Source organism: Burkholderia sp. JPY481, from assembly GCF_038900515.1.
GTDB classification, from domain to species: domain Bacteria; phylum Pseudomonadota; class Gammaproteobacteria; order Burkholderiales; family Burkholderiaceae; genus Paraburkholderia; species Paraburkholderia youngii.
The window spans coordinates 532,800-552,481 of the sequence record NZ_JAYMRT010000004.1 but is presented as its reverse complement, the minus strand read 5'-3'; the positions used below and the strand labels follow the sequence as shown (position 1 = coordinate 552,481).

The 19,682-nt window shown below is 61.8% G+C and carries 8 protein-coding genes and 1 pseudogene; 6 read left to right on the top strand and 3 right to left on the bottom strand.

The window, feature by feature from the left end; genetic code table 11:
• Positions 1–84: 84 nt before the first annotated feature.
• On the top strand, positions 85–5,085 hold the full coding sequence (locus VSR82_RS14455; protein ID WP_498857777.1) for a DUF1998 domain-containing protein: 5,001 nt from the start codon (positions 85–87) through the stop codon (positions 5,083–5,085).
• A complete protein-coding gene (locus tag VSR82_RS14450) occupies positions 5,082–7,178 on the top strand; it encodes a UvrD-helicase domain-containing protein (protein WP_498857776.1) in 2,097 nt (698 codons plus the stop codon). The genes VSR82_RS14455 and VSR82_RS14450 overlap by 4 nt, the downstream gene beginning before the upstream one ends.
• Before the next feature lie 1,020 nt (positions 7,179–8,198).
• On the opposite strand, the gene VSR82_RS14445 is transcribed toward VSR82_RS14450, so the two are convergent.
• Both VSR82_RS14445 and VSR82_RS14440 read right to left on the bottom strand, forming a co-directional pair.
• Positions 8,199–9,503 (bottom strand): ComEC/Rec2 family competence protein, encoded by a 1,305-nt coding sequence (locus tag VSR82_RS14445; RefSeq protein WP_498857775.1) that lies wholly within the window; start codon positions 9,501–9,503, stop codon positions 8,199–8,201.
• Between the two features lie 1,297 nt (positions 9,504–10,800).
• Positions 10,801–11,754: pseudogene (locus VSR82_RS14440) on the bottom strand (Rieske 2Fe-2S domain-containing protein); the annotation flags it as partial.
• Between the two features lie 76 nt (positions 11,755–11,830).
• Between VSR82_RS14440 and VSR82_RS14435 the strand changes: the two are divergent.
• The 3 genes from VSR82_RS14435 (at position 11,831) to VSR82_RS14425 (ending at position 16,429) form a co-directional block, all read left to right on the top strand.
• A protein-coding gene (locus VSR82_RS14435) for an IS3 family transposase (protein ID WP_498857779.1) occupies positions 11,831–13,041 on the top strand; the annotation gives its coding sequence in 2 pieces (ribosomal slippage) (positions 11,831–12,149 and positions 12,149–13,041; 1,212 coding nt in all).
• Positions 13,042–13,392: 351 nt separating this feature from the next.
• Positions 13,393–14,925 carry a sensor domain-containing diguanylate cyclase gene (locus tag VSR82_RS14430; protein ID WP_429461171.1) on the top strand — a complete coding sequence of 511 codons (1,533 nt, stop codon included), beginning with the start codon at positions 13,393–13,395 and terminating at the stop codon, positions 14,923–14,925.
• 196 nt (positions 14,926–15,121) lie between these two features.
• Positions 15,122–16,429 carry a solute carrier family 23 protein gene (locus tag VSR82_RS14425; protein WP_368583284.1) on the top strand — a complete coding sequence of 436 codons (1,308 nt, stop codon included), beginning with the start codon at positions 15,122–15,124 and terminating at the stop codon, positions 16,427–16,429.
• A 62-nt stretch (positions 16,430–16,491) separates the two neighbouring features.
• Here VSR82_RS14425 and VSR82_RS14420 read toward each other — a convergent pair whose 3' ends face one another.
• Entirely contained in the window at positions 16,492–18,147 is a 1,656-nt protein-coding gene (locus tag VSR82_RS14420; RefSeq protein WP_429461168.1) for a Na+/H+ antiporter, read from the bottom strand.
• A 237-nt stretch (positions 18,148–18,384) separates the two neighbouring features.
• On the opposite strand from VSR82_RS14420, the gene VSR82_RS14415 reads away from it, so the two are divergent.
• The gene (locus VSR82_RS14415; protein WP_368583286.1) at positions 18,385–19,671 is read left to right on the top strand and encodes an EAL domain-containing protein; all 1,287 of its coding nucleotides are present in this window, start codon (positions 18,385–18,387) and stop codon (positions 19,669–19,671) included.
• Positions 19,672–19,682: the final 11 nt, after the last annotated feature.

Sequence of the window (19,682 nt, the reverse complement as noted above, 5' to 3'; positions counted from 1 at the left end):
GCTCTTCGGCCCCATCGGCAACATTCCACCTGCCGAGGCAGAAGCCGCTTACTATGCAAATCTCGCTGAGTCTGTCACTGTGGCATGACGCAAGCAAAACGGTCTCCGGAAAACCCGGGGCGCTTCAGGCTGTCCCGACTGGTCGAAGGCAGCTCGCGTCTGTCTATCAAGGCCGACGAGATTTACAACACATGGTTTGACCGTCGGCCAGAAACCACGCGGCTTTATGCGGCCGAGAGCATTGGGCGCAGCCGTGTCGAGGGCGTTCCAGCGCGAGTGTGCGTGTCGTGCGGCACCTTGCAGCAGTCTCGCGAAGCATGCATCGCGTGCGGCTACCTGGAATTGCTGGACGTTTTCCGGGTCACTGCCAGGCGCACGCAGATGCGTGGCGAGGCCCAGTTCACGCTGCACGACACGACGTGCCCCGCATGCGGTGAGGACGACAAGCTGCTACTGCTCGGCGCGAGAAATGCAACGCTCGGTTCTCAGGTGGTGGAATCCAGCTGGGCAAGCGTCTTCAACGACGACAAGAAGCTCATCGCGTTCTCAGATTCCGTGCAGGATGCCGCGCACCGGGCCGGATTCTTCGGTGCACGGACATACATGAATAACGTCCGAACGGCCTTGGCCCATGCCATGGATGAGCTTCAGCAGCCGGTCATGTCCTGGAGTTGGTTTCTCGACCAGGTAGAGAAGCGTTTCGAGACCGAAGGCTCGGTGTTGTACATGTCGCCGGAGATGTTGGTCTCCGAATTCATCGCGCCGAACATGACGTGGCAGCGCGACTGGGCGGTGGAGCTGCCGCAGCATCAGCGCCTGCCGACGGATAGCAAGCTTCCCACGCGTGTGAAAAAGCGCTTCCTCTGGCAGGCCTACAGCGAGATGACCTACCACAGCCAGCGCGGGCGCACGCTTGAGCGGATTGGCAAGGCCGTACTGGCGGTGCCTTGGGACGATGTCGAGGCCGTCGCCGTGAGACTGACACCAGCCTTTCGCGAACAGTACGGCGTGCACGGGCTGGAAGTGCAGACTGTGGCCCGGTGGCTGTGGGGCATGCTCGCACACATGCGCCGCCGTGGCGCCGTCATGCACCCGGAGCTCACCACCTACGCCGGCGACGGTAAGACCTACGCTTTGAGCTTTCTAGGCGGACGTGCAGAGTGGATGCCGCGGATGGGAGAGTACACGGCACGACCGATATTCCTGACGCTCGGAAAGCAGAGTGGATTCGACAAGCTCACCGGCACACGTCGGGCCACGTGGTACGACCGCTGGGCGTATGCGGTACTGGGGCCCGAGACGCTGCTGGCGAGCGGCATGGCAGCCGACCTGTACAGGGATGCCCTCTTCGCCCTGCGCGACGCGGGCGTGCTGGTGATGACATCGCATCACCAAGGGGATACCTGGGCTCTGAATCCAGAACGCCTCACACTGTATCTTGATGTCTCGTTCATTGCGACCAAGGGCAGCAAGCGGCGTCTGTCCGTGCCACGCGAGTTCGCCAACCATCTCATTGGTATGCCGTGCCTGGACGCTCCGGAATCGACGTACGAAGTGCCGGTGCCGGACGACGAGAACTGGTGGGTAAAGCGCTTCAGCCAAGGCGACCTGCGGCGGGTTATCGCCGCCGAGCACACCGGCCTGCTCGAACGCACAGAGCGAGAGGACCTTGAAGGACGGTTCAAGAGCAGGCATCCAAAGCCGTGGTACGAGAACCTGCTCTCTGCCACGCCGACGCTTGAGATGGGTGTGGACATCGGCGACCTGTCGTCCGTCATGCTGTGTTCGGTGCCACCGAACACAGCAAGTTTCCTCCAACGTATCGGTCGTGCGGGTCGCAGTGACGGCAACGCGATGGCCACGACGCTTGCGGACGGTAACAGCCCGCATGACCTGTACTTCTTTGCCGAAACCGGCGAGATGCTTAGCGGCGAGGTGGCGCCACCGGGCGTTTTCCTCGGCGCTGCCGAGGTTCTGCGCCGCCAGTTGTTTGCCTTCTGTATGGACGACTGGGTGGCGAGCCTGACCAATACCGCAGCCCTTCCGGAAAAGACGTCGCAGGCACTCGATGCGATGGAGCAGGCAAAGCAGGACCGATTCCCGTACGTGCTATGCGATTACGTGCTGCAGCATGAGCAACGATTGTTTGACGGTTTCATCGAACTGCTTCCGGCCGGTGTGCGAAAAAACGATGCGGTCTGTGGAAGGCTTGCGGACTTTATGCAGGGACAGGGCGAGTCCGATGGCTTGCGAGCCAGACTGATGAAGTCCCTGACCGAGTTATTAGAAGAACGCCGCACCTACAAGAAACGCAAGGATGACCTCGACAAGCTCAAGGGCAAACTTCAGCAGCGTCCACAGGATGAGGCGACGCGTGAGGAAATCGACCAGTTGCTGCGCGAGCGCGACAAGCAGCTGGAACTCATCAAGGAAATCAACGGACGCGACTTGCTCAATACGCTGACCGATGCGGGCTTGATTCCTAATTACGCGTTCCCCGAGGCAGGCATCGAGCTGAAGTCTGTGCTGTGGCGTAGGCGCGGGTCCGACGAGCCCGGCCAGGGCGGATATGTCACGCTCAACACGCTCAAGTACGAACGGCCGGCGCAGTCCGCGCTGTCCGAATTCGCTCCGGAAAATCGCTTCTACGCAAACCAGCGCCGCGTCGAAGTGGACCAGATAAACATGAATCTGGCGAGGACGGAGCCGTGGCGTTTCTGCCCTTCGTGCAATCACATGCAAAATCTGGACGTTGAGCCGGATGTGTATATGGCGTGCCCCCGCTGTACCGATGCAATGTGGGCCGACGCAGCGCAGAAGAGGACGCTGTTGCGCTTCAGGCAGGCCATTGCGAACAGCAACGATGTTGAAGTCCGCATCGACGACAGCGCCGAGGACCGTGAGCCGAAGTTCTATGTCCGGCAGTTGATGGCAGATTTTGAGCAGGGCAACGTGCGCCGCGCATGGCAAATCAGTACCGGTCAGTTGCCATTCGGCTTTGAGTTCATCGACAGGGTGACCTTCCGCGATGTCAATTTTGGCGAACTCGCCAAGCCCGGTGAGAACTTCAAGGTGGCTGACAAGGTTTCGGCACGGCCGGGTTTCAAGCTATGCCGACACTGTGGCAAGGTTCAGAAGGCTCCACGGCGCAACAGCATCGCCGCAGAACAGAACCACAGCTTCGACTGTCCGAAGCGGGAGAGCAATGACCCAGCGGACCTGCTTGACTGTCTGTACCTGTATCGTGAGTTCGAATCCGAGGCACTTCGCATCCTGGTCCCGTACACGAAGAACGGCGTCGATGATGAAGTGGTCCAGTCCTTCATGGCTGCCGTTCAGTTGGGTCTGAAAAGGCGCTACGGCGGCAAGGTGGACCACCTGCGCATGGTCCTCCAGGACGAACCCGGAAAGGACGGCGGACCGCGCCGCTACTTTGTCATGCTGTACGACTCGGTACCGGGTGGGACGGGGTACTTGCAGGAGTTGCTTGAGCAAGGCGCCAAGGCGCTGGGTGACGTGCTGCGCATGGCGTTGCAGGCCGTCACATCTTGCCCATGCAACAGTGACCCGGAAAAGGATGGCTGCTACCGCTGCGTCTATCAGTACCGCCTTGGCCGTAACATGGACCTGGTCTCACGCGATACCGCGAAGTCGGTTCTGGTTGAACTGGTGGTTGCGCTCGACAAGCTCGAACCGGTCGAAACCATCGCCGATATATACATCAACCCAAATTTCGATTCGGTCCTCGAGGCCCGCTTTCTGGAGGGACTGAAACGCCTCAGTGGTGTCGGAGACCTGCCGCTTATCAAGCTGGTCCAGGACGTGGTCAACGGCAAGGCGGGTTTCGTGCTTGAGGTCGGCAGCCAGCGCTATCGGATTGAACCGCAGTGCAATCTGGGTAGCGACGACGGGGTGGCGATAGCCAGCAAGCCGGACTTCGTCATCTGGCCTTGGGCCGCTTCAACCAAACGCCGGCCAATCGCCGTGTTCTGCGATGGCTGGACGGACCATCAGAACTGTTTGCGCGACGACGCCAAAAAGCGCAGCGCAATCGTGGCGAGCGGTCGCTACTGGGTCTGGTCGGTGACGCACAATGATGTCGCTGATGCACTCAAGGGCGAACTCGACACCGACCTCGATTCGCCGCTGGTTTCGATGGGCCGCCATGACGGGAATGGGGCTCCTGCGAATGTTCCTCGGGCGCAGGAAAAGGCCTTTACCCACCATGCGCTGACTCGCCTGCTTGCTTGGCTCGCCTCGCCTGCGACGCAGGACGACGACCCCGGTCTCAAACAGTTGCAGCGTAATTCGTTGTGGCTGGGATTCCTGATGGTGCCGAACAACCGGGAGGACAGTGCGGCGTGTGCGCACGCTAAAGCTCAATGGATAGACCGCATCCCTGAGCACGTACGGGAAGCCGGCAACGGATTTGCGCCGAGCGTGTCGAAATCACGGGACGACCTCTGCAGTTATTTCGGCAACTGGCCGCTGGTCATTGCCAAAACTGGGCTTGAAGGTGCATCTGCCTGGTCAGCACCCGGTGTACTGGTCTTGGAGGACATCAGTGTCGAGAGCAAGGACGCCTTGCATACGGCCTGGCGCCAGTGGCTGCACGTTTTCAACACGACCCAGACATTGCCGACCGTGTGGCTCGTGACGACTTCCGGGCTGGATGCACATGATTACGCTGTGCTGAATCCGTTTGCGTCGGAAGGCGTCGCACCGGCCCAGCCAACTGTTGCGGCCGCGCTGGGCGGCGCATGGCAGGAAGCGCTCGGGCAAGCACTCGACGAGATGAAGGCCGGGCTGCAGAAGCTGGCTCAGGCGGGTGCGCAGATACCGGAACTAGGCCTTGAACTCACTGATGAGAAGGGTAAGGTCGTCGCGGACGCGGAACTCTGCTGGGTGAAACAGAAGCTCGCAGTGTTGCGTGATGACCAGTCTGACCTGGCCCAAGAGTGGGCAACAGTGGGGTGGACGGTGCTTGTCCTCGATGAATCAATGGCCAGTATTGATGGGGACGACTGGGTGTTCGCCGTTGCAGTTAATCTTGACCTCAACATGCCGAGCGAGGAATCACAGTGAGTCTAAAGCCGAAAGTTGCCCTGAGCAGCGAATTCCTGGCACAGCTGGCGAAGCTGCCGTCCAGCATCCACACGAAGGTCCTGAAGTGGGCCATCGGGTTTCAGACCAACCCGACGAGCTCCGGTACCAACTATGAAAACATCAAGGCTGCGCGGGACCCCAATTTGAAGTCGGTCCGCGTGGATGGCGACTGGCGCGGCATTGTCTTCAAGCCGTCGTCTGGCGACGTCTACGTATTGCTGTACGTTGGTCACCACGACGAAGCGTACCGCTGGGCGGAAAACCGCAAGCTCACCATCAACCCGGTTACCGGTGCGATGCAGCTGATAACCCTGGAGCACGTTGAAGAGCAGGCGCCAGCGATTGAAAGCATTCAGCGAGCCGAACCGGCACCGGCAAGCACGGTGCCGACTGCGTCGCCACTCTATACCACGCTTGATGACCGTGAGCTGATGAGCCTTGGGGTACCACAGGAGCTACTGGGAGCGGTGCGCTCGGTTACCAGCGACGCTGAACTCGATGCAATGCAGGACCGTCTGCCTGTCGAGGCTTACGAAGGGTTGTTTCTCGTCGCCGCAGGCGACTCTGTCTCACAGGTCCTGACGGCGCGGGAAAGCCGAGTCGACAAGGTCGTCGATACCGAAGACTTTGCGACCGCGCTGACTACGCCGGAGTCAAAGTCGCGTTTTGTTGTCGTTGACGACGAGACCCTTGCGGCCATTCTGAATGCGCCACTCGTGCAATGGCGCATTTTCCTCCATCCGTCGCAACGCAAGCTCGCCGAGGGTAACCGCAGTGGCCCGGTTCGTGTACTGGGCGGCGCTGGTACAGGCAAGACGGTGCTTGCCATGCATCGCGCAAAGTGGCTTGCCGAAAACCGTGCAAGTGACGTGCAGAAGGTCCTTTTCACCACGTTTACGCGCAACTTGGCGACCGACATCGAGCAGAACCTGCGCACGCTGTGCAATGCCGCTACTCTCGAGAAACTGGAAGTGCGCAACCTCGATGCCTGGGTGCATGGCTTCATGAGAAGCAACAAGCTCGAGCACCGTATCGTGTATGAGCGAAAGCACGATGGCCCCCAGCAGGCTTGGGAGGCGGCTCTCGCCGCGAAGGATAGCAGCCTCGACCTGCCGGACAATTTCTACGAGCAGGAGCTTGAAAAGGTCATCCTTGCTCAGGGCATCACGACTCTCGACGAGTACCGCAAGGCCCGCCGAACTGGCCGTGGGGTGCTGCTCAGCCGTGCAAAGCGAGATGCGGTGTGGCCCGTCTTTGACGAATACCGCGGGCAGCTCGCGTCGCGCAAGCTCAAGGAAGTGGACGACGCATACCGTGAGGTGGCGTCAATGCTCGACGCCGACAAGTCGCTGGCCCCGACTTACAGCGCTATCGTCGTCGACGAGACGCAGGATTTCGGCCCGCAGGCTTTGAGATTACTGCGCGCGATGATTCCGGCAGGGACGAACGACCTGTTCTTTGTCGGCGACGGCCACCAGCGCATCTACAACCGCCATCGGGCAGCGATGAGCAAGTGCGGCATCGACATTCGCGGGCGCTCCAGGAAGCTCTACATCAACTACCGGACGACCGACGAAATCCGTCGTAAGGCGGTCGCGTTGCTTGAGGGCGTGGAGGTCGACGACCTTGACGACGGCCACGACGAGTCGAGCCGTTACCGCTCGCTCACACACGGCCCTGCGCCGGTTGAGGTTCATGCCGGTGGAATGGAGGAGGCCGGCGAGAAAGTTCGGGAGTTCCTGCATCAGTGGCCGGGGGAGGAGGATGGTCAGCCCCCTCACAGTTATTGCGTCGTGGCCTCCAGCGAGAAGAACCGCGATACCTTGGCGCTCCTGCTGCAGAAGGCCGGCGAGCGGACCGTTACGATTACCGCTCAGAGCAATCACACAGAGGAACAAGGGGTGGTGCACATGGCAACGATGCACCGGGCGAAGGGCCTCGAGTTTGACTATGTCGCGGTTGTGGCGCCTAGGTCTTACGTAGGTGAGCAAAGCGAGGATAGCAACCAGAGACAGTTGCTTTACGTGGCGCTGACGCGTGCGAAGCGTGGGGCGATTCTGGTGTTGTGCTGATGTATATACGAGAGCCGAGGTTTGAAGCACTTCCGGCTTGCTCGCAGCCGACCCAAAATTGACAGGCTGAGCCTCCCGCGCGCTTTCCATTCTGTGTCCGTAGATGTGCCTCCAGGCAAGCGAAGGGACACGGGTTCAAGCATGGGTTGCTCTATGCAAAAGGGAAGGAGCTGCCCACAGCGCACCAAAAGGCGCGGAGCTTACGTTCGAGCGTGCAAACGGAGGTCGACGATGCGACGCTCGACACGTTGCTGTTTCCGCCCATACCGCCGTCGCGCGGCCCACACCCGTTGCCGAACCGGACACATCTTCCACCGGAACTGCTCGGCGCCGTACATTCTCGATGTGCCTCCCACATGGCGGCGAGGACGGCACGAAAAGCGGGGACGGTGCGGCCGCTCAGTGGCGCCTAGGCCGTTATCGGTGTACGCGTAGCGCAGAGGCGAGCGGAGTTGTCCGTCCTGCGGTAAGGAGGCTCTGGCTTGCGCTGCTTGATATCAAAGTCTGGGGCGCTGTAGATTGCACAGTGACGCTGTGGAAAATACAGTGGCGGGTGTACTTAGCCCGTTCCGGCAGTCTCCTTCGGGCGGACGGGAGTTGTCATCAGCAACGAAGAGCTTCTTTACCTTGGCATCGTCGGACGGGATGCTGTCGGGCACATCGAACGCGCCTCGTGCGATGCCGATGCGCTGGTTTTGCATTAGCACCAGACGAGCGACAGGCTGGCCATCCCGCAGTAGGACGATGGCTTCGTGTGTCGCTCCGCTCTTGAAGTCTGCAATCAAAGCGGGGAGGGCTGTGACTGCTTCGTTGATGTGAGGCAAAGTGTGCTCTTGAAAACACGTAGACGGTAGGCGCTCTGTGCCAGCAGCGGGTTGTCGGCGCGCTTCGCGGCGGTCGCTGTCCGGTAACCTCCCCGAACCGGCCGACTCAATCACTCTCACCCCTCCCGGGGCACCAAGGAACCAGAGCTACTCGTCGAGTAGTTGAGAACCTTTAGCCTGGCCAGAAGGCATGTCGTCATGGCAGAAGTCTCTGTGACTTGATATCCGCTAACCTGTTCTTGTTCACAATGACATAGCCTTCTTGCTCGTGATTCTCCAGCGAGTCAGCGTTGGGGTGCCCGTACCACGAGTGGTCCCCGGCGGAGAAAAATGCTATCGAGGTGTCGGTTGCAGGTTTCACAATCTTGTCGGCGCTTGCTTCATCACCGTGATGCGGCACCACTACCGCATCGTATTGCGCAGTAGCGAGTCGCTGCATTTCGGATGCACCATCTGTTTTCATACGCCGATATGAATAGTCGCCAGGTAGAAGCGCGCTTTTGCCTTGTGTGCGGCAGACCGCTACCAGGCACTCACCGTTCTTGTTCGACTTATTTGGCATGCTTCTCACAACGTCAAGACTGGCGGCAACCGAAGCGTCGTGAAAAAGGGGTTGTGTTCCGATGCCGAACACCTTGTCCTTGATTGCTTTGCTCTTGAAGGGGAGGCTTGAGTAGTTGTCGGGGACATAAATCCTGTCGACGCGAGCCAGTAGTTTTTCGTCCCAGTCGAGAAGTCGCCAATGGTCGGCATCGAAATGAGAAAGCACCATCGACAATGGCTCGAGCTTACTGACCAAGGGCAGCAGCTCGTTCACGAACTCGTCCTTATCGTATAGCTTGCGAAGGACGGGCGTCCCTGCGCCGGCATCTAGAATGAACCCCGATTTTTCGTTGTGAAAGACAGAGCACATACCTTGTCCTACGTGAAACCCCTCAAGTGCGTAGGGTGACGACGAGCTATGACGTGGCGCTGGCACAGCGACCGCTGTTGGCAGCGGGGGCACTGCCTTTCCACCTACCGGCCTGATTCCGGAAATCTCAAGAAAGGTTGGGGCGGAGCCTAGGAATAGCGGGTAGGCGTATGCTTCGCCGCTTTCCAGACTTGGGTCCGCGCGGTATGAAACTTCGAGCCAATCAGCTTCGGCGTCGAAGAAGCGGGCTCTGTCCCGTTGGACCTCTCTGACCGCGACTCGCTCCCACTCGGGCCACTCAACATCCATGACGAAAACATCGAAGCTCCCGTGGATGGAGTCGGTGTTGAGCGTCCGAGCGAATTCGGCTGCAGATATTCCAAACAAGCGAGCGCAGCGCGTTTTTTCGCGATAGTCAGACCTCGCGTCAACGGCGTCAAGCTTGCAGTACATGACACCCTCCGGAATTTCATATTGCTCTCGACGCCTGTGTGGCTTGTCGCCCAGCTGTGTTTCGAGCTTATCTTTCTGGGGCGATTTGTCTTCCTTGTTCGCGACTTCGACCGACTTCGTCTGACGGACATTCATGCTCTACAGATGCTCCATTGTGTTTCTGCCTGCTCCCAGCGGAGCTGGAACGAACTTCTTTTTTGGGGATGTACGTCATATTTATGCTCTCTGCATCGGTTGCAGCAAATCAACCTTTCGGAACGCATGGTCTGCGCATATGACGAGCGCTGACGACGGGCTGTGCGTCTCAAGCTAACGGTCAAATGTTCAAAAACTTTACGACCACCACTCCTCAGCCTCAGGCGTGGTTTCGTAGGACGCGTAAGAGGCGCCGATTCCATTTCTTCATGCAATTGAATATTCTTCGAACTCGGTCAGTTGGGCTGACGCCTGGGCAACGTTTGCGTCAATCGGGTAGTCTGCGGAAGGCCGCGTGCCATGCCTCAGCCAAGGTGTGCTGACGGGAGACGGTGCTAATCGGTCCTTCGCTGTTCCGGCGCTGAGGAGGGGCGACCGCTAGTGCCACCACGAGGGCCTGCAGCGATGGTGGAGGAGCCGGCACCATCCCGAAATTGCCGGCCCTCCCACCGTCGGTTTTCGTGCAACGCCGAGCGCCATCTGTGGAGGCGAAATGTGCCGACGGCTCCCAGAGCGTAATCAAGTCCGGGCGCGAGGTTGCGCCTGTTGCATACCTCAACGACAGCGCGCCTTGGACCTGAGACCCCCTTACATTCCCGGCAATTGCCACGAGCGTCAGGCCTTTGCCCGCACGCAGGCACGCCGGCCGCGGTACACGACGGTTAGGTCAAAGGGACGGGGCGTATTCTTTGTTGCGTGTGGCAAAGCTGCGACACTTGGTGAAGGAGTCGGCGTACATCACAGCGGGCAATCGGGCACGCCACTATCGAGATTCCGACAATCGAGCAGGGCCTAGGGCGCGGGGGCAACTTTGGGGGCAATTGGTCAGGTGGGTAATCAACTATTGTTTGTTCGTCAATGGCTTATGTTGCCAGTTTGGTTGTCCTCCTCGGGATGCAGGGGATAGCCGTGTCCACAACTTCCGTCAACGTCACTGCTTCACACGCTTTAGCGCACGCACGTTCTGATCGCGTCCTTGATGCTCACGAACTCGGTGAAACTTATCTTCGCCGACCTGCTGCAACGATATTCAAAGATCTCACGCGAGCGCCCCATCGGCTGCCAGCCTCGAGGCGAGAACGTCTGGCTCGACTACAGGCCATTCGGTTGCCACAACAAAACGACTTCGCGCCCGTATGAGAGCCCTGCAATTGCGGTCGCATAGAAGACACCGTGATAACCCGCATCGAAATTGTCATTGGCGGAATCGTGAAACGGCTTCAGTACCTGACTGTTACACGTTCAGGTCGCGCAGCCGGTGCATCATCCATTCAGCCTTGTCCTTACCATAGGCATCGACGAGGCGCGGCATCACGCTTTCGTAGCCGGGACGCACCTGCGGATTCGGCATGTCGCTGAACAGTACGCTGTGGCCATTCCTGAAAGCGAACCAGCCGTCGTCGGTTTCGCTGTCGCCGGCGCCGAGCTTGCTGTAGTCGAGCGTGCCGCCGGGGGTATCGCCTTTCTTCGCATTCGACTCGCTGCGATGCTGCACGGTCGCAACGTAGTTGTAGTGCACAGTGCTCACGTGGTAACCATCGAGACCGTTCTCGTTCTGCAGCTTCCAGTTGCCGTCGAACGTATAGGTCGACTTGCCGGGCAGTACTTCGAGCTCGCCGGTCGGCGACTGCGCGACCATCATGTCGAAGAAAATGCCCGCGTCGCCGAGATAGTCTTCGAGCGTGTCGGTGCCGTCGACGTCGAGGCTCACGAACACGAAGCCCTTGTAGCTCGCGATGCGCGCTTTTTTCAGGCCGCGCACCGACTTGTCGAAGTCGTCGCAGTACTCGCTGGGCGCCTTTACCTTCACGAAGCGGCCGTCGTTCTTGTAGCACCATGCGTGGAACGGGCACGTGAAGGTCGACGGGTTGCCCTTGCTCATCCGCGTGAGCGTCGCGCCGCGGTGCTGGCACGCGTTGATCATCGCGTTCAGGTTGCCGGCGCCGTCGCGCGAGATGATCAGCGGCTGGCGGCCCGCCCGCATCGTCAGGAAATCGTTCTTGTTGGCGATCTCGCTTTCGTGGCACGCATATATCCAGGCCTTCTCGAAGATGTGCTCCATTTCGAGCGAGAACAGCTCGGGCTCCGCAAACATTTCGCGGGCAATCCGGTACACCCCTTCCGCCGGGCGAAAGTCCAGACAGCCGCTAACGAATTCGCGCCATTCGGAGGCTGGAACGCCCCCCTGAATCGCCGGACACAGTCTCCCACTTAAAATAGCGGGTAGGCATACGACTGTGTTTTTGACTAACAACAAGCAAGAAGTGATGGAAGTGTTGACGGGGCCGGAGCGCCGGCGGCGGTGGTCAGCGGAAGAGAAGCTGACAATGGTGCGGGAGAGTTTCGAGCCGGGCAAGTCGGTCTCAATGGTTGCACGCCAGCACGGCGTCAATCCGAATCAGCTGTTTCACTGGCGCAAGCTGTATCAGGACGGCAGCCTGTCGGCTGTCAGTTCTGGCGAGGAAGTCGTGCCGGCATCGGAGCTAAACGATGCACTCAAGCAAATCAGAGAGCTTCAGCGACTGCTCGGGAAGAAGACGATGGAGAACGAGATTCTCCGTGAAGCGGTGGAGGTAGCGAAGTCGCGAAAATGGATTGCGCGCTCACCCTCATTGCCAGGGGACGACCAGTGAAGCGGGTCTGTGAGGTTCTCGGTGTAGCGCGCTCGAATGTGGCGGACAAGCTGGCGCGGCCGGCTGACTGGCGGGATGGACGTACGGCCCGGAGCACTGACGACGCTGGTCTGGTGGAAGAGATTCGACTGGCCGTTGCTGATTTGCCCAGCTATGGCTACCGTCGTGTGTGGGGCCTGTTGCGTCGGCAGCGGGAGAATCATGGCGCGGCGCCCGTCAATGCCAAACGGGTGTACCGGGTAATGCGCGTCCACGGTCTGCTGATGGAACGCCGCACGGCACCGCCGCGCCCTCAGCGTCGACACGATGGCAAGGTCGCGGTGGCGAAAAGCAATCAGCGTTGGTGTTCTGATGGCTTCGAGTTTCGTTGCGACAACGGCGAACCGCTGCGTGTCATGTTCGCTCTGGATTGCTGCGACCGCGAAGCGATGAGCTGGGCGGCGACGACCGGCGGCCACAGTGGCGACGTAGTGCGCGACGTCATGCTGGCCGCCGTTGAGAACCGGTTCGGTGACGTCCTGAAGGCGCCGTCGGAAATCGAATGGCTGACCGACAATGGCTCGGGTTACACGGCAGAGAAAACAAGGACGTTTGCTTCTGACATTGGCTTGAAGCCATTGACCACACCCGTCTGCAGCCCGCAAAGTAACGGTATGGCGGAAAGCTTCGTGAAGACGATGAAGCGCGACTATGTTGCCTTCATGCCAAAACCAGATGCAGCGACCGCAGCGCGTAATCTCGCCATCGCATTCGAGCATTACAACGAGCAGCACCCTCATAGCGCCCTGAAGTATCGCTCGCCACGCGAATTCAGGCGCAGGACCGATTCATCAACTCAAGTGTGAGGCGGTGTCCGGGGATGCAGGGGCAAATCCAGAGGCGCTGCGCTTCTCGCTCATGATGTCTCCCTCCTTGTGTCCAATCGTTTGAACGTGACAGGCTCGATTGAATACCCAAGTGAAGAGGCCAACTATCCAGCCAATATGCATTTGCTATCCGAATAATCTGGATGGCGCCTGGATAATCTGGCGATCGGGCGCAGACCCCCGCGGGCAAGAATCTGCCTATGCAAACGTTTGCCAATGCGTCATGTCTGTTACGCTAACGTTTTCGTAGGTCGCGTAATTGACGGTATTGCCGGGACGCGGCCACCTCTTCACGCGCGACTTTCAGCGCAAGTCAAAAACCAAAAACGCATGGTGACGCGCGGACCGAACAACGTGATTGCGATCAGTGTCTTGCTGGCCGGCGCGATCCTCGCGATCGCCGTGTCGCTGCTCGCACAGATGCGCGAAGACGCGTTGCGGCGCGCGCAGGACTCCATCGGCAACATATCCCTGCTGGTCCAACGCGACGTGTCGCGCAATCTCGAGATTTACGACCTGTCGCTGCGCGCGGTGATCGACGGACTCAAGCAGCCGGGCGTGCTCGATCTGCCGCCGGCGATCCGCCAGATGGTGCTGTTCGACGGCGCGATCAGCGCACAGGACATGGGCTCGGTATTTGTGCTCGACGAGAACGGCAACGTGCGTTTCGATTCACGCGCGTGGCCGCCACGCGAACACAGCCACGCTGACCGCGATTACTTCAAGGTTCAGCGCGCTTCGCCCGACGTCGGCCTGTACATCAGCCGCCCGTTCAACCAGAGCGGCACCGACGAGGACCTGCGCATCGCGCTGAGCCGGCGCATCTCGAGACCCGACGGCAGCTTCGGCGGCGTGGTGGTCGGCACGCTGCGGCTCACGTATTTCCATCGGCTGTTCGACGGCATGAAGCTCGGGCCGAGCGGCTCGATGGCATTGATGCTCAGCGACGGCACGATGCTGATGCGCCGTCCCTACGATCCGAAAACGATCGGCATCAACCTGACCGGCACGGCCAACTTCTCGCGCTTCGTCAAGCATCCGAGCGGCGACTTCTTCGGCACCGCGGCGATCGACCGCGTCGAGCGCTGGTACGCGTTCCGCCACATCGACGGCTTTCCGCTGATCCTCGACGTCGCGTTGTCCACGCGCGACATCTACGTTCAATGGCGGCGGCGCGCATGGATCATCGGCACGCTGATCGTCGCGCTCGACGTGACGATCATCGCGCTCGCGATCCTGTTCTCACGCCAGTTGCGTCTGCGCCGCGCGGCCGAGGAAGAGCTGCGCGAACTGGCGCGCACGGACGGGCTGACCGGCCTGAACAACCGCCGCACGTTCGAGGAGCACGTGATCGACGAATGGCGACGCGCGCAGCGCAACGGCAGGCCGCTGTCGCTGCTGTTGATCGATGTCGACAACTTCAAAGGCTTCAACGACCTGTACGGTCATTCGGCCGGCGACGAAGCGCTGATCGGCGTCGCGCGCTGCATCGCGCAGAACGTGCGGCGTCCGGGCGACACGGCCGCGCGGTTCGGTGGCGAGGAGTTCGCGGTGCTGCTGCCGGACACGGATGCGGCGGGCGCGCAGCGGATCGCCGAGCAGATTCGCGCGGCGGTGCAGGCGCTGCAATGCCGCCATGTGGCCAGCACGCATCACGTGCTGACGGTGAGCGCGGGAGCGGCCACCGCTCAGGGCGCGGCGTTCGCGACCAGCCGCGCGCTGGTCGACGCCGCCGACCAGGCGCTGTATCGCGCGAAGGATGCCGGTCGCAATCGGGTGATGGCGTACGGCGCGACGATGGGCGACTCTTCGCCGGCCAGCGCCGCTGTGACGCCGGATATCGACGCGCGCGGCGCGGAGTGACGCGCACCCGAGCCGTGCTTGTCAACCCGCTTCATGGCCTGCTTCATGGCCTGCTTCATGGCCCGCTTCATGGCCCGCTTCATAGCCTGCTTGCCAGCCCTTATCGCTCTCCGTAAACTCGCGCGTAACTTCGCCGGACCCACGCCGCAGCGCGTGATCGGCATACACCACGCCGACCCTGAGGAGAATCCCCGCGATGGCCGCATCCTATTTCCCCCGCTGGCGCCGCCAGCCTGCCGCCGCCGAGGGCGGCATCGTCGGCATCGACGAACGGCTCGGCTGGCCGCAGATGTTCGCGATGGGCGTCCAGCACGTCGTCGCAATGTTCGGCTCGACCGTGCTCGCACCGCTGCTGATGGGCTTCGATCCGAACCTGGCCATCTTCATGTCGGGCATCGGCACGCTGCTGTTCTTCGTGCTCGTCGGCGGGCGCGTGCCGAGCTACCTCGGTTCGAGCTTCGCGTTCATCGGTCTCGTGATCGCGGTGACCGGCTACGGTGGACACGGCGCGAACCCGAACATTCCGGTCGCGTTGGGCGGCATCATCGCGTGCGGTGTTGCGTACGGGGTGATCGGGCTGATCGTGTCGGCGGTCGGCACGGCCTGGATCGAAACGCTGATGCCGCCGGTCGTGACCGGCGCGATCGTCTGCGTGATCGGTCTAAATCTCGCGCCGATCGCGGTGCATGGCGTGAGCGGCAGTAATTTCGAATCGTGGATGGCGCTCGTCACGGTGCTGTGCGTCGGCGCGGTCGCGGTGTTCACGCGCGGCATGCTGCAGCGTCTGCTCATCCTGATCGGCCTGCTGCTCGCCTACGTCATCTACGCGATCGTCACGAACGGCCTCGGCATGGGCAAGCCGATCGATTTCTCGATCGTCCAGAACGCCGCGTGGTTCGGCATGCCGCACTTCATGTCGCCGGTGTTCGACCCGCACGCGATGACGCTGCTCGCGCCGATCGCGGTGATCCTCGTCGCCGAAAACCTCGGCCACATCAAGGCCGTCAGCGCGATGACGGGACAGAACCTCGACCGTTACATCGGCCGCGCGTTTCTCGGCGACGCGCTCGCGACGGTCGTATCGGGCTTCGCGGGCGGCACCGGCGTGACCACATACGCGGAAAACATCGGCGTGATGGCGGTCACGAAGATCTATTCGACGCTGGTGTTCGTGATCGCCGCGTTGATCGCGCTCGTGCTCGGCTTCTCGCCGAAGTTCGGCGCGGTGATCCAGACGATTCCGGGGCCGGTGCTGGGCGGCGTGTCGATCGTCGTGTTCGGGCTGATCGCGGTGACGGGCGCGCGCATCTGGGTCGTCAACAAGGTCGACTTCTCCGATAACCGCAATCTGATCGTCGCGGCCGTCACGCTCGTGCTCGGCGCCGGCGACTTCTCGCTGAAGCTCGGCAGCTTCGGGCTTGGCGGCATCGGCACCGCGACGTTCGGCGCGATCATTCTGTACGCGCTGTTGAGAAGGAAGCCGACGCAAGGGCCGGTGGCCTGAGCGTCTCTCATCGGCACCGGCATTTCAAGCGCCGGTGCCGAGCTTGATCCAGCAGCGAACTCCTACCTTTTGCGCGCGGTCAGCGCCGTCTCCGACAGATCCACCTCGCGCATCAGCTTGTTCATCGTCTCGTCGTTGATGCGCTGGGAGTCGCGCAAATCGAGCAGCGTCTTGCGCTCGGCGCGCATCGCCGCGAGCTTCATGCGGAATTCGAGCGCATCGGCACGGCGCGCGAGTTCGCGTGGCGCCTGGTCGTCGTCGAGTGATGCAAGGCGGCGGCGGTACAGGTCCATCACGCGCGCGGTCACATCGGTCGCATAGGCCTGAGCCGATTCCTCGAGGTCCGCGCACTCGGTGTCGTGCAGATGATCGATCGCGCGAATCGCCGATTGCGCGGCCAGCGTGCGCGCGAGCGCTTCTTCTGCCGCATGCGGGTCCTTGCCGCGCCGCCAGCCGCGCAGCAGCAGCGGCAACGCGACGACCGCCACCAGCAGCGACAGCAGGATCACGCCCGACGCGATGAAGATCGCGAGGTCGCGTCCCGGCAGCGGCGTGCCGTTAGGCAGCACCTCCGGCAGCGACAGCACGCCCGCGAGCGTCACTGCGCCGCGCACGCCGGCTACCGTCGTCACCGACACCATGCGCAACCCCGGCACCGCGTTCGCGACACCGTGTTTCGTCGCGCCGCGGCTCGCGAACCAGCGCAGCAGCCACACCCACGCGAAGCGCATCGCGTATAGCGCGAGCGCCACCGCAACGATATAGCCGATCAGCAGCACGACCTGCGCGTCGTTGGTTTCGTGCGCATCGAGCAGCGCGCGGCCGAGGATGTGCGGAAACTGCAGGCCGAGCATGATGAACACCATGCCGTTGAACACGAACTCGATCATCGTCCACGTGCTCGTGGCCCGCACGCGTGAGGCGACCTGCCACTTTTCCGTGATGCTCGCGTAATTCATCATCATGCCGGCGGAGACCGCGGCGAGAATTCCCGACAGCTCGAAGCGCTCGGCGGTCAGATAGGCGGCGAACGGAATCAGCAGCGTCATCACGACGCCCGGCGCGGGATCGCCTTCCTCGGTGAGATTCAGGAAACGCGCGGACACGAAGCTGAACACCGCACTCACCGCTGCGCCGACCGCGAGGCCGCCTACCGCGATGACCACGAAGCTCACCGACGCCGCACGCAGCGAGAACGCCCCGGTCAGCGCAGCGGCGATCGCGAACTTCAGCGCGACGAGGCCCGACGCGTCGTTCATCAGCGCCTCGCCTTCGAGGATATGCATCAGCTGCCCAGGAATCTTGCCCTTGCCGGCGATACCCGACAGCGCGACCGCGTCGGTCGGCGACAGCACTGCGGCGAGCGCGAACGCGACCGGCAGCGAGATCTGCGGCACCAGCACGTGCACGAAGTGACCGACGACCAGCACCGTCATGAACACGAGACCGAGCGCGAGCATCAGGATCGCGCGGCGCGCCATGAAGAACTCGCGCTTCGGAATGCGCCAGCCATCCGCGAACAGCAGCGGCGGAATGAACAGCAGCATGAAGATCTCCGGATCGAACGCGACGTGCAGATCGAGGCGAGGCCATGCGAGGATCGCGCCGATCGCGATCTGCACGAGGGGCAACGGCAGCTTGAACGGCAGCGCGCGGGTCAGCACACCGGACGCGGCGACGGCCAGTAGCAGGATCAGAACGGTGAAGACTATTTCCATCGTGAATTCCGGGTGGATGAAGGGGGCCATCCGCGCACCGCATCGGTGCGCGCCACGCCCCCGGGCGGCGCACGAACACTGTCGCCGGTGCAATCTTTCGGGCGAATTACAGCACAGTGTGCGCCAGCGTGCGCATGGACCTTGCTTAACCGGTAACGATGACGCACATTTGAGAGACGGTGTCGGTCTAGTTGCCGTTCGCGTTCTGACCGGCCGGTTCTCGCGTGAGAGGATTGCATGACGACTGCGCAACAGGACAGGGCGGCAAGCGTGCCGCACGGCTTCGAGGTCGAGGTGACCTCGGGCCTTCGACGCTATTCGGTGCAGCACGGCGAACTGACGCTGACTAGCGTGTTCCAGCCGATTTTCAGTTTGTCGCACCTGCGCGCGGTTGGCTACGAGGGCTTGCTGCGCGCGCACGACGCGCTCGATCGCGCGGTGTCGCCGCTCGACGTATTCGGCGAGGCCGCGCGCCTCGGCGACGCGCTGCAGATCGACCGGCTCGCGCAGACGTTGCATCTAGAGAACTTCAAGGTGCTCGGCGCGGAGCGCGAATGGTTGTTCCTGAACGTGCATCCGGGCGTGCTGACCGACCCGTATCTCGCGGCCGCTTTGCTGGCCAATCTGCGGCGGCTCGATCTGTCGCCGCGGCGTGTCGTGCTCGAAGTGCTCGAGCAGCGCGCCGAAGATCTCGATCGACTCGCCGACGCGGTGCGCGAGTTCCGCGAGCGCGGCTTCCTGATCGCGCTCGATGATTTCGGTGCCGGCCATTCGAACATCGAGCGGATCTGGCAACTGAATCCCGATATCGTGAAGCTCGACCGCATCATGCTGTCGCACGCCGCGCATCGCGCCGACATGGCGACGATCCTGCCGGGGCTCGTGTCGCTGCTGCATGAGGCGGGCAAGCTCGTGCTGATCGAGGGCGTCGAGACTGAGCACGAAGCTCAAATGGCGCTCGCCTGCAATGCGGACTTCGTGCAGGGGTTTTTCTTCGGCCGGCCGAGTCCCGGTATTGCCGATGCGATCCACACGGCGATTTGCATCGGCGAAGTCACCGAGCGTTATCGCGCGCAGGCCGAGGCGCGCGAGCGGCGCAGCGCGATCCGGCTCGCGCCGTATCTGCGCGCGTTCGAGCGCGCCGCGGAGCGTCTCGCCGCCGGAGAGCCGCTCGACGAGGTGTGCTGGAATTTCCTCGCGCTCGATCACGCGGCGCGCTGTTTTCTGCTCGATGCGAAGGGCCGCCAGGCTGGCCGCAACGTCGTGCTGCGCGCCGATCGCGCGGCGCACGAAACGCGCTTTCTGCCGCTCGCCGACGCGCAGGGCGCGAACTGGCTGCGTCGGCCGTACTTCAGCGTCGCGATCAATGCGCCGGAGCGCGTGCACGTGACGCGGCCGTATCTGTCGATCAACGAGGCGTTGCCGTGCGTGACGCTGTCGGTGGCGACGCGCGTCGGCAGCGAGACCTGCGTGCTGTGCGGCGATATCGATTGGGTCGAGGACGAACGCGGCGCGCGCATCTGACATGATGTCGT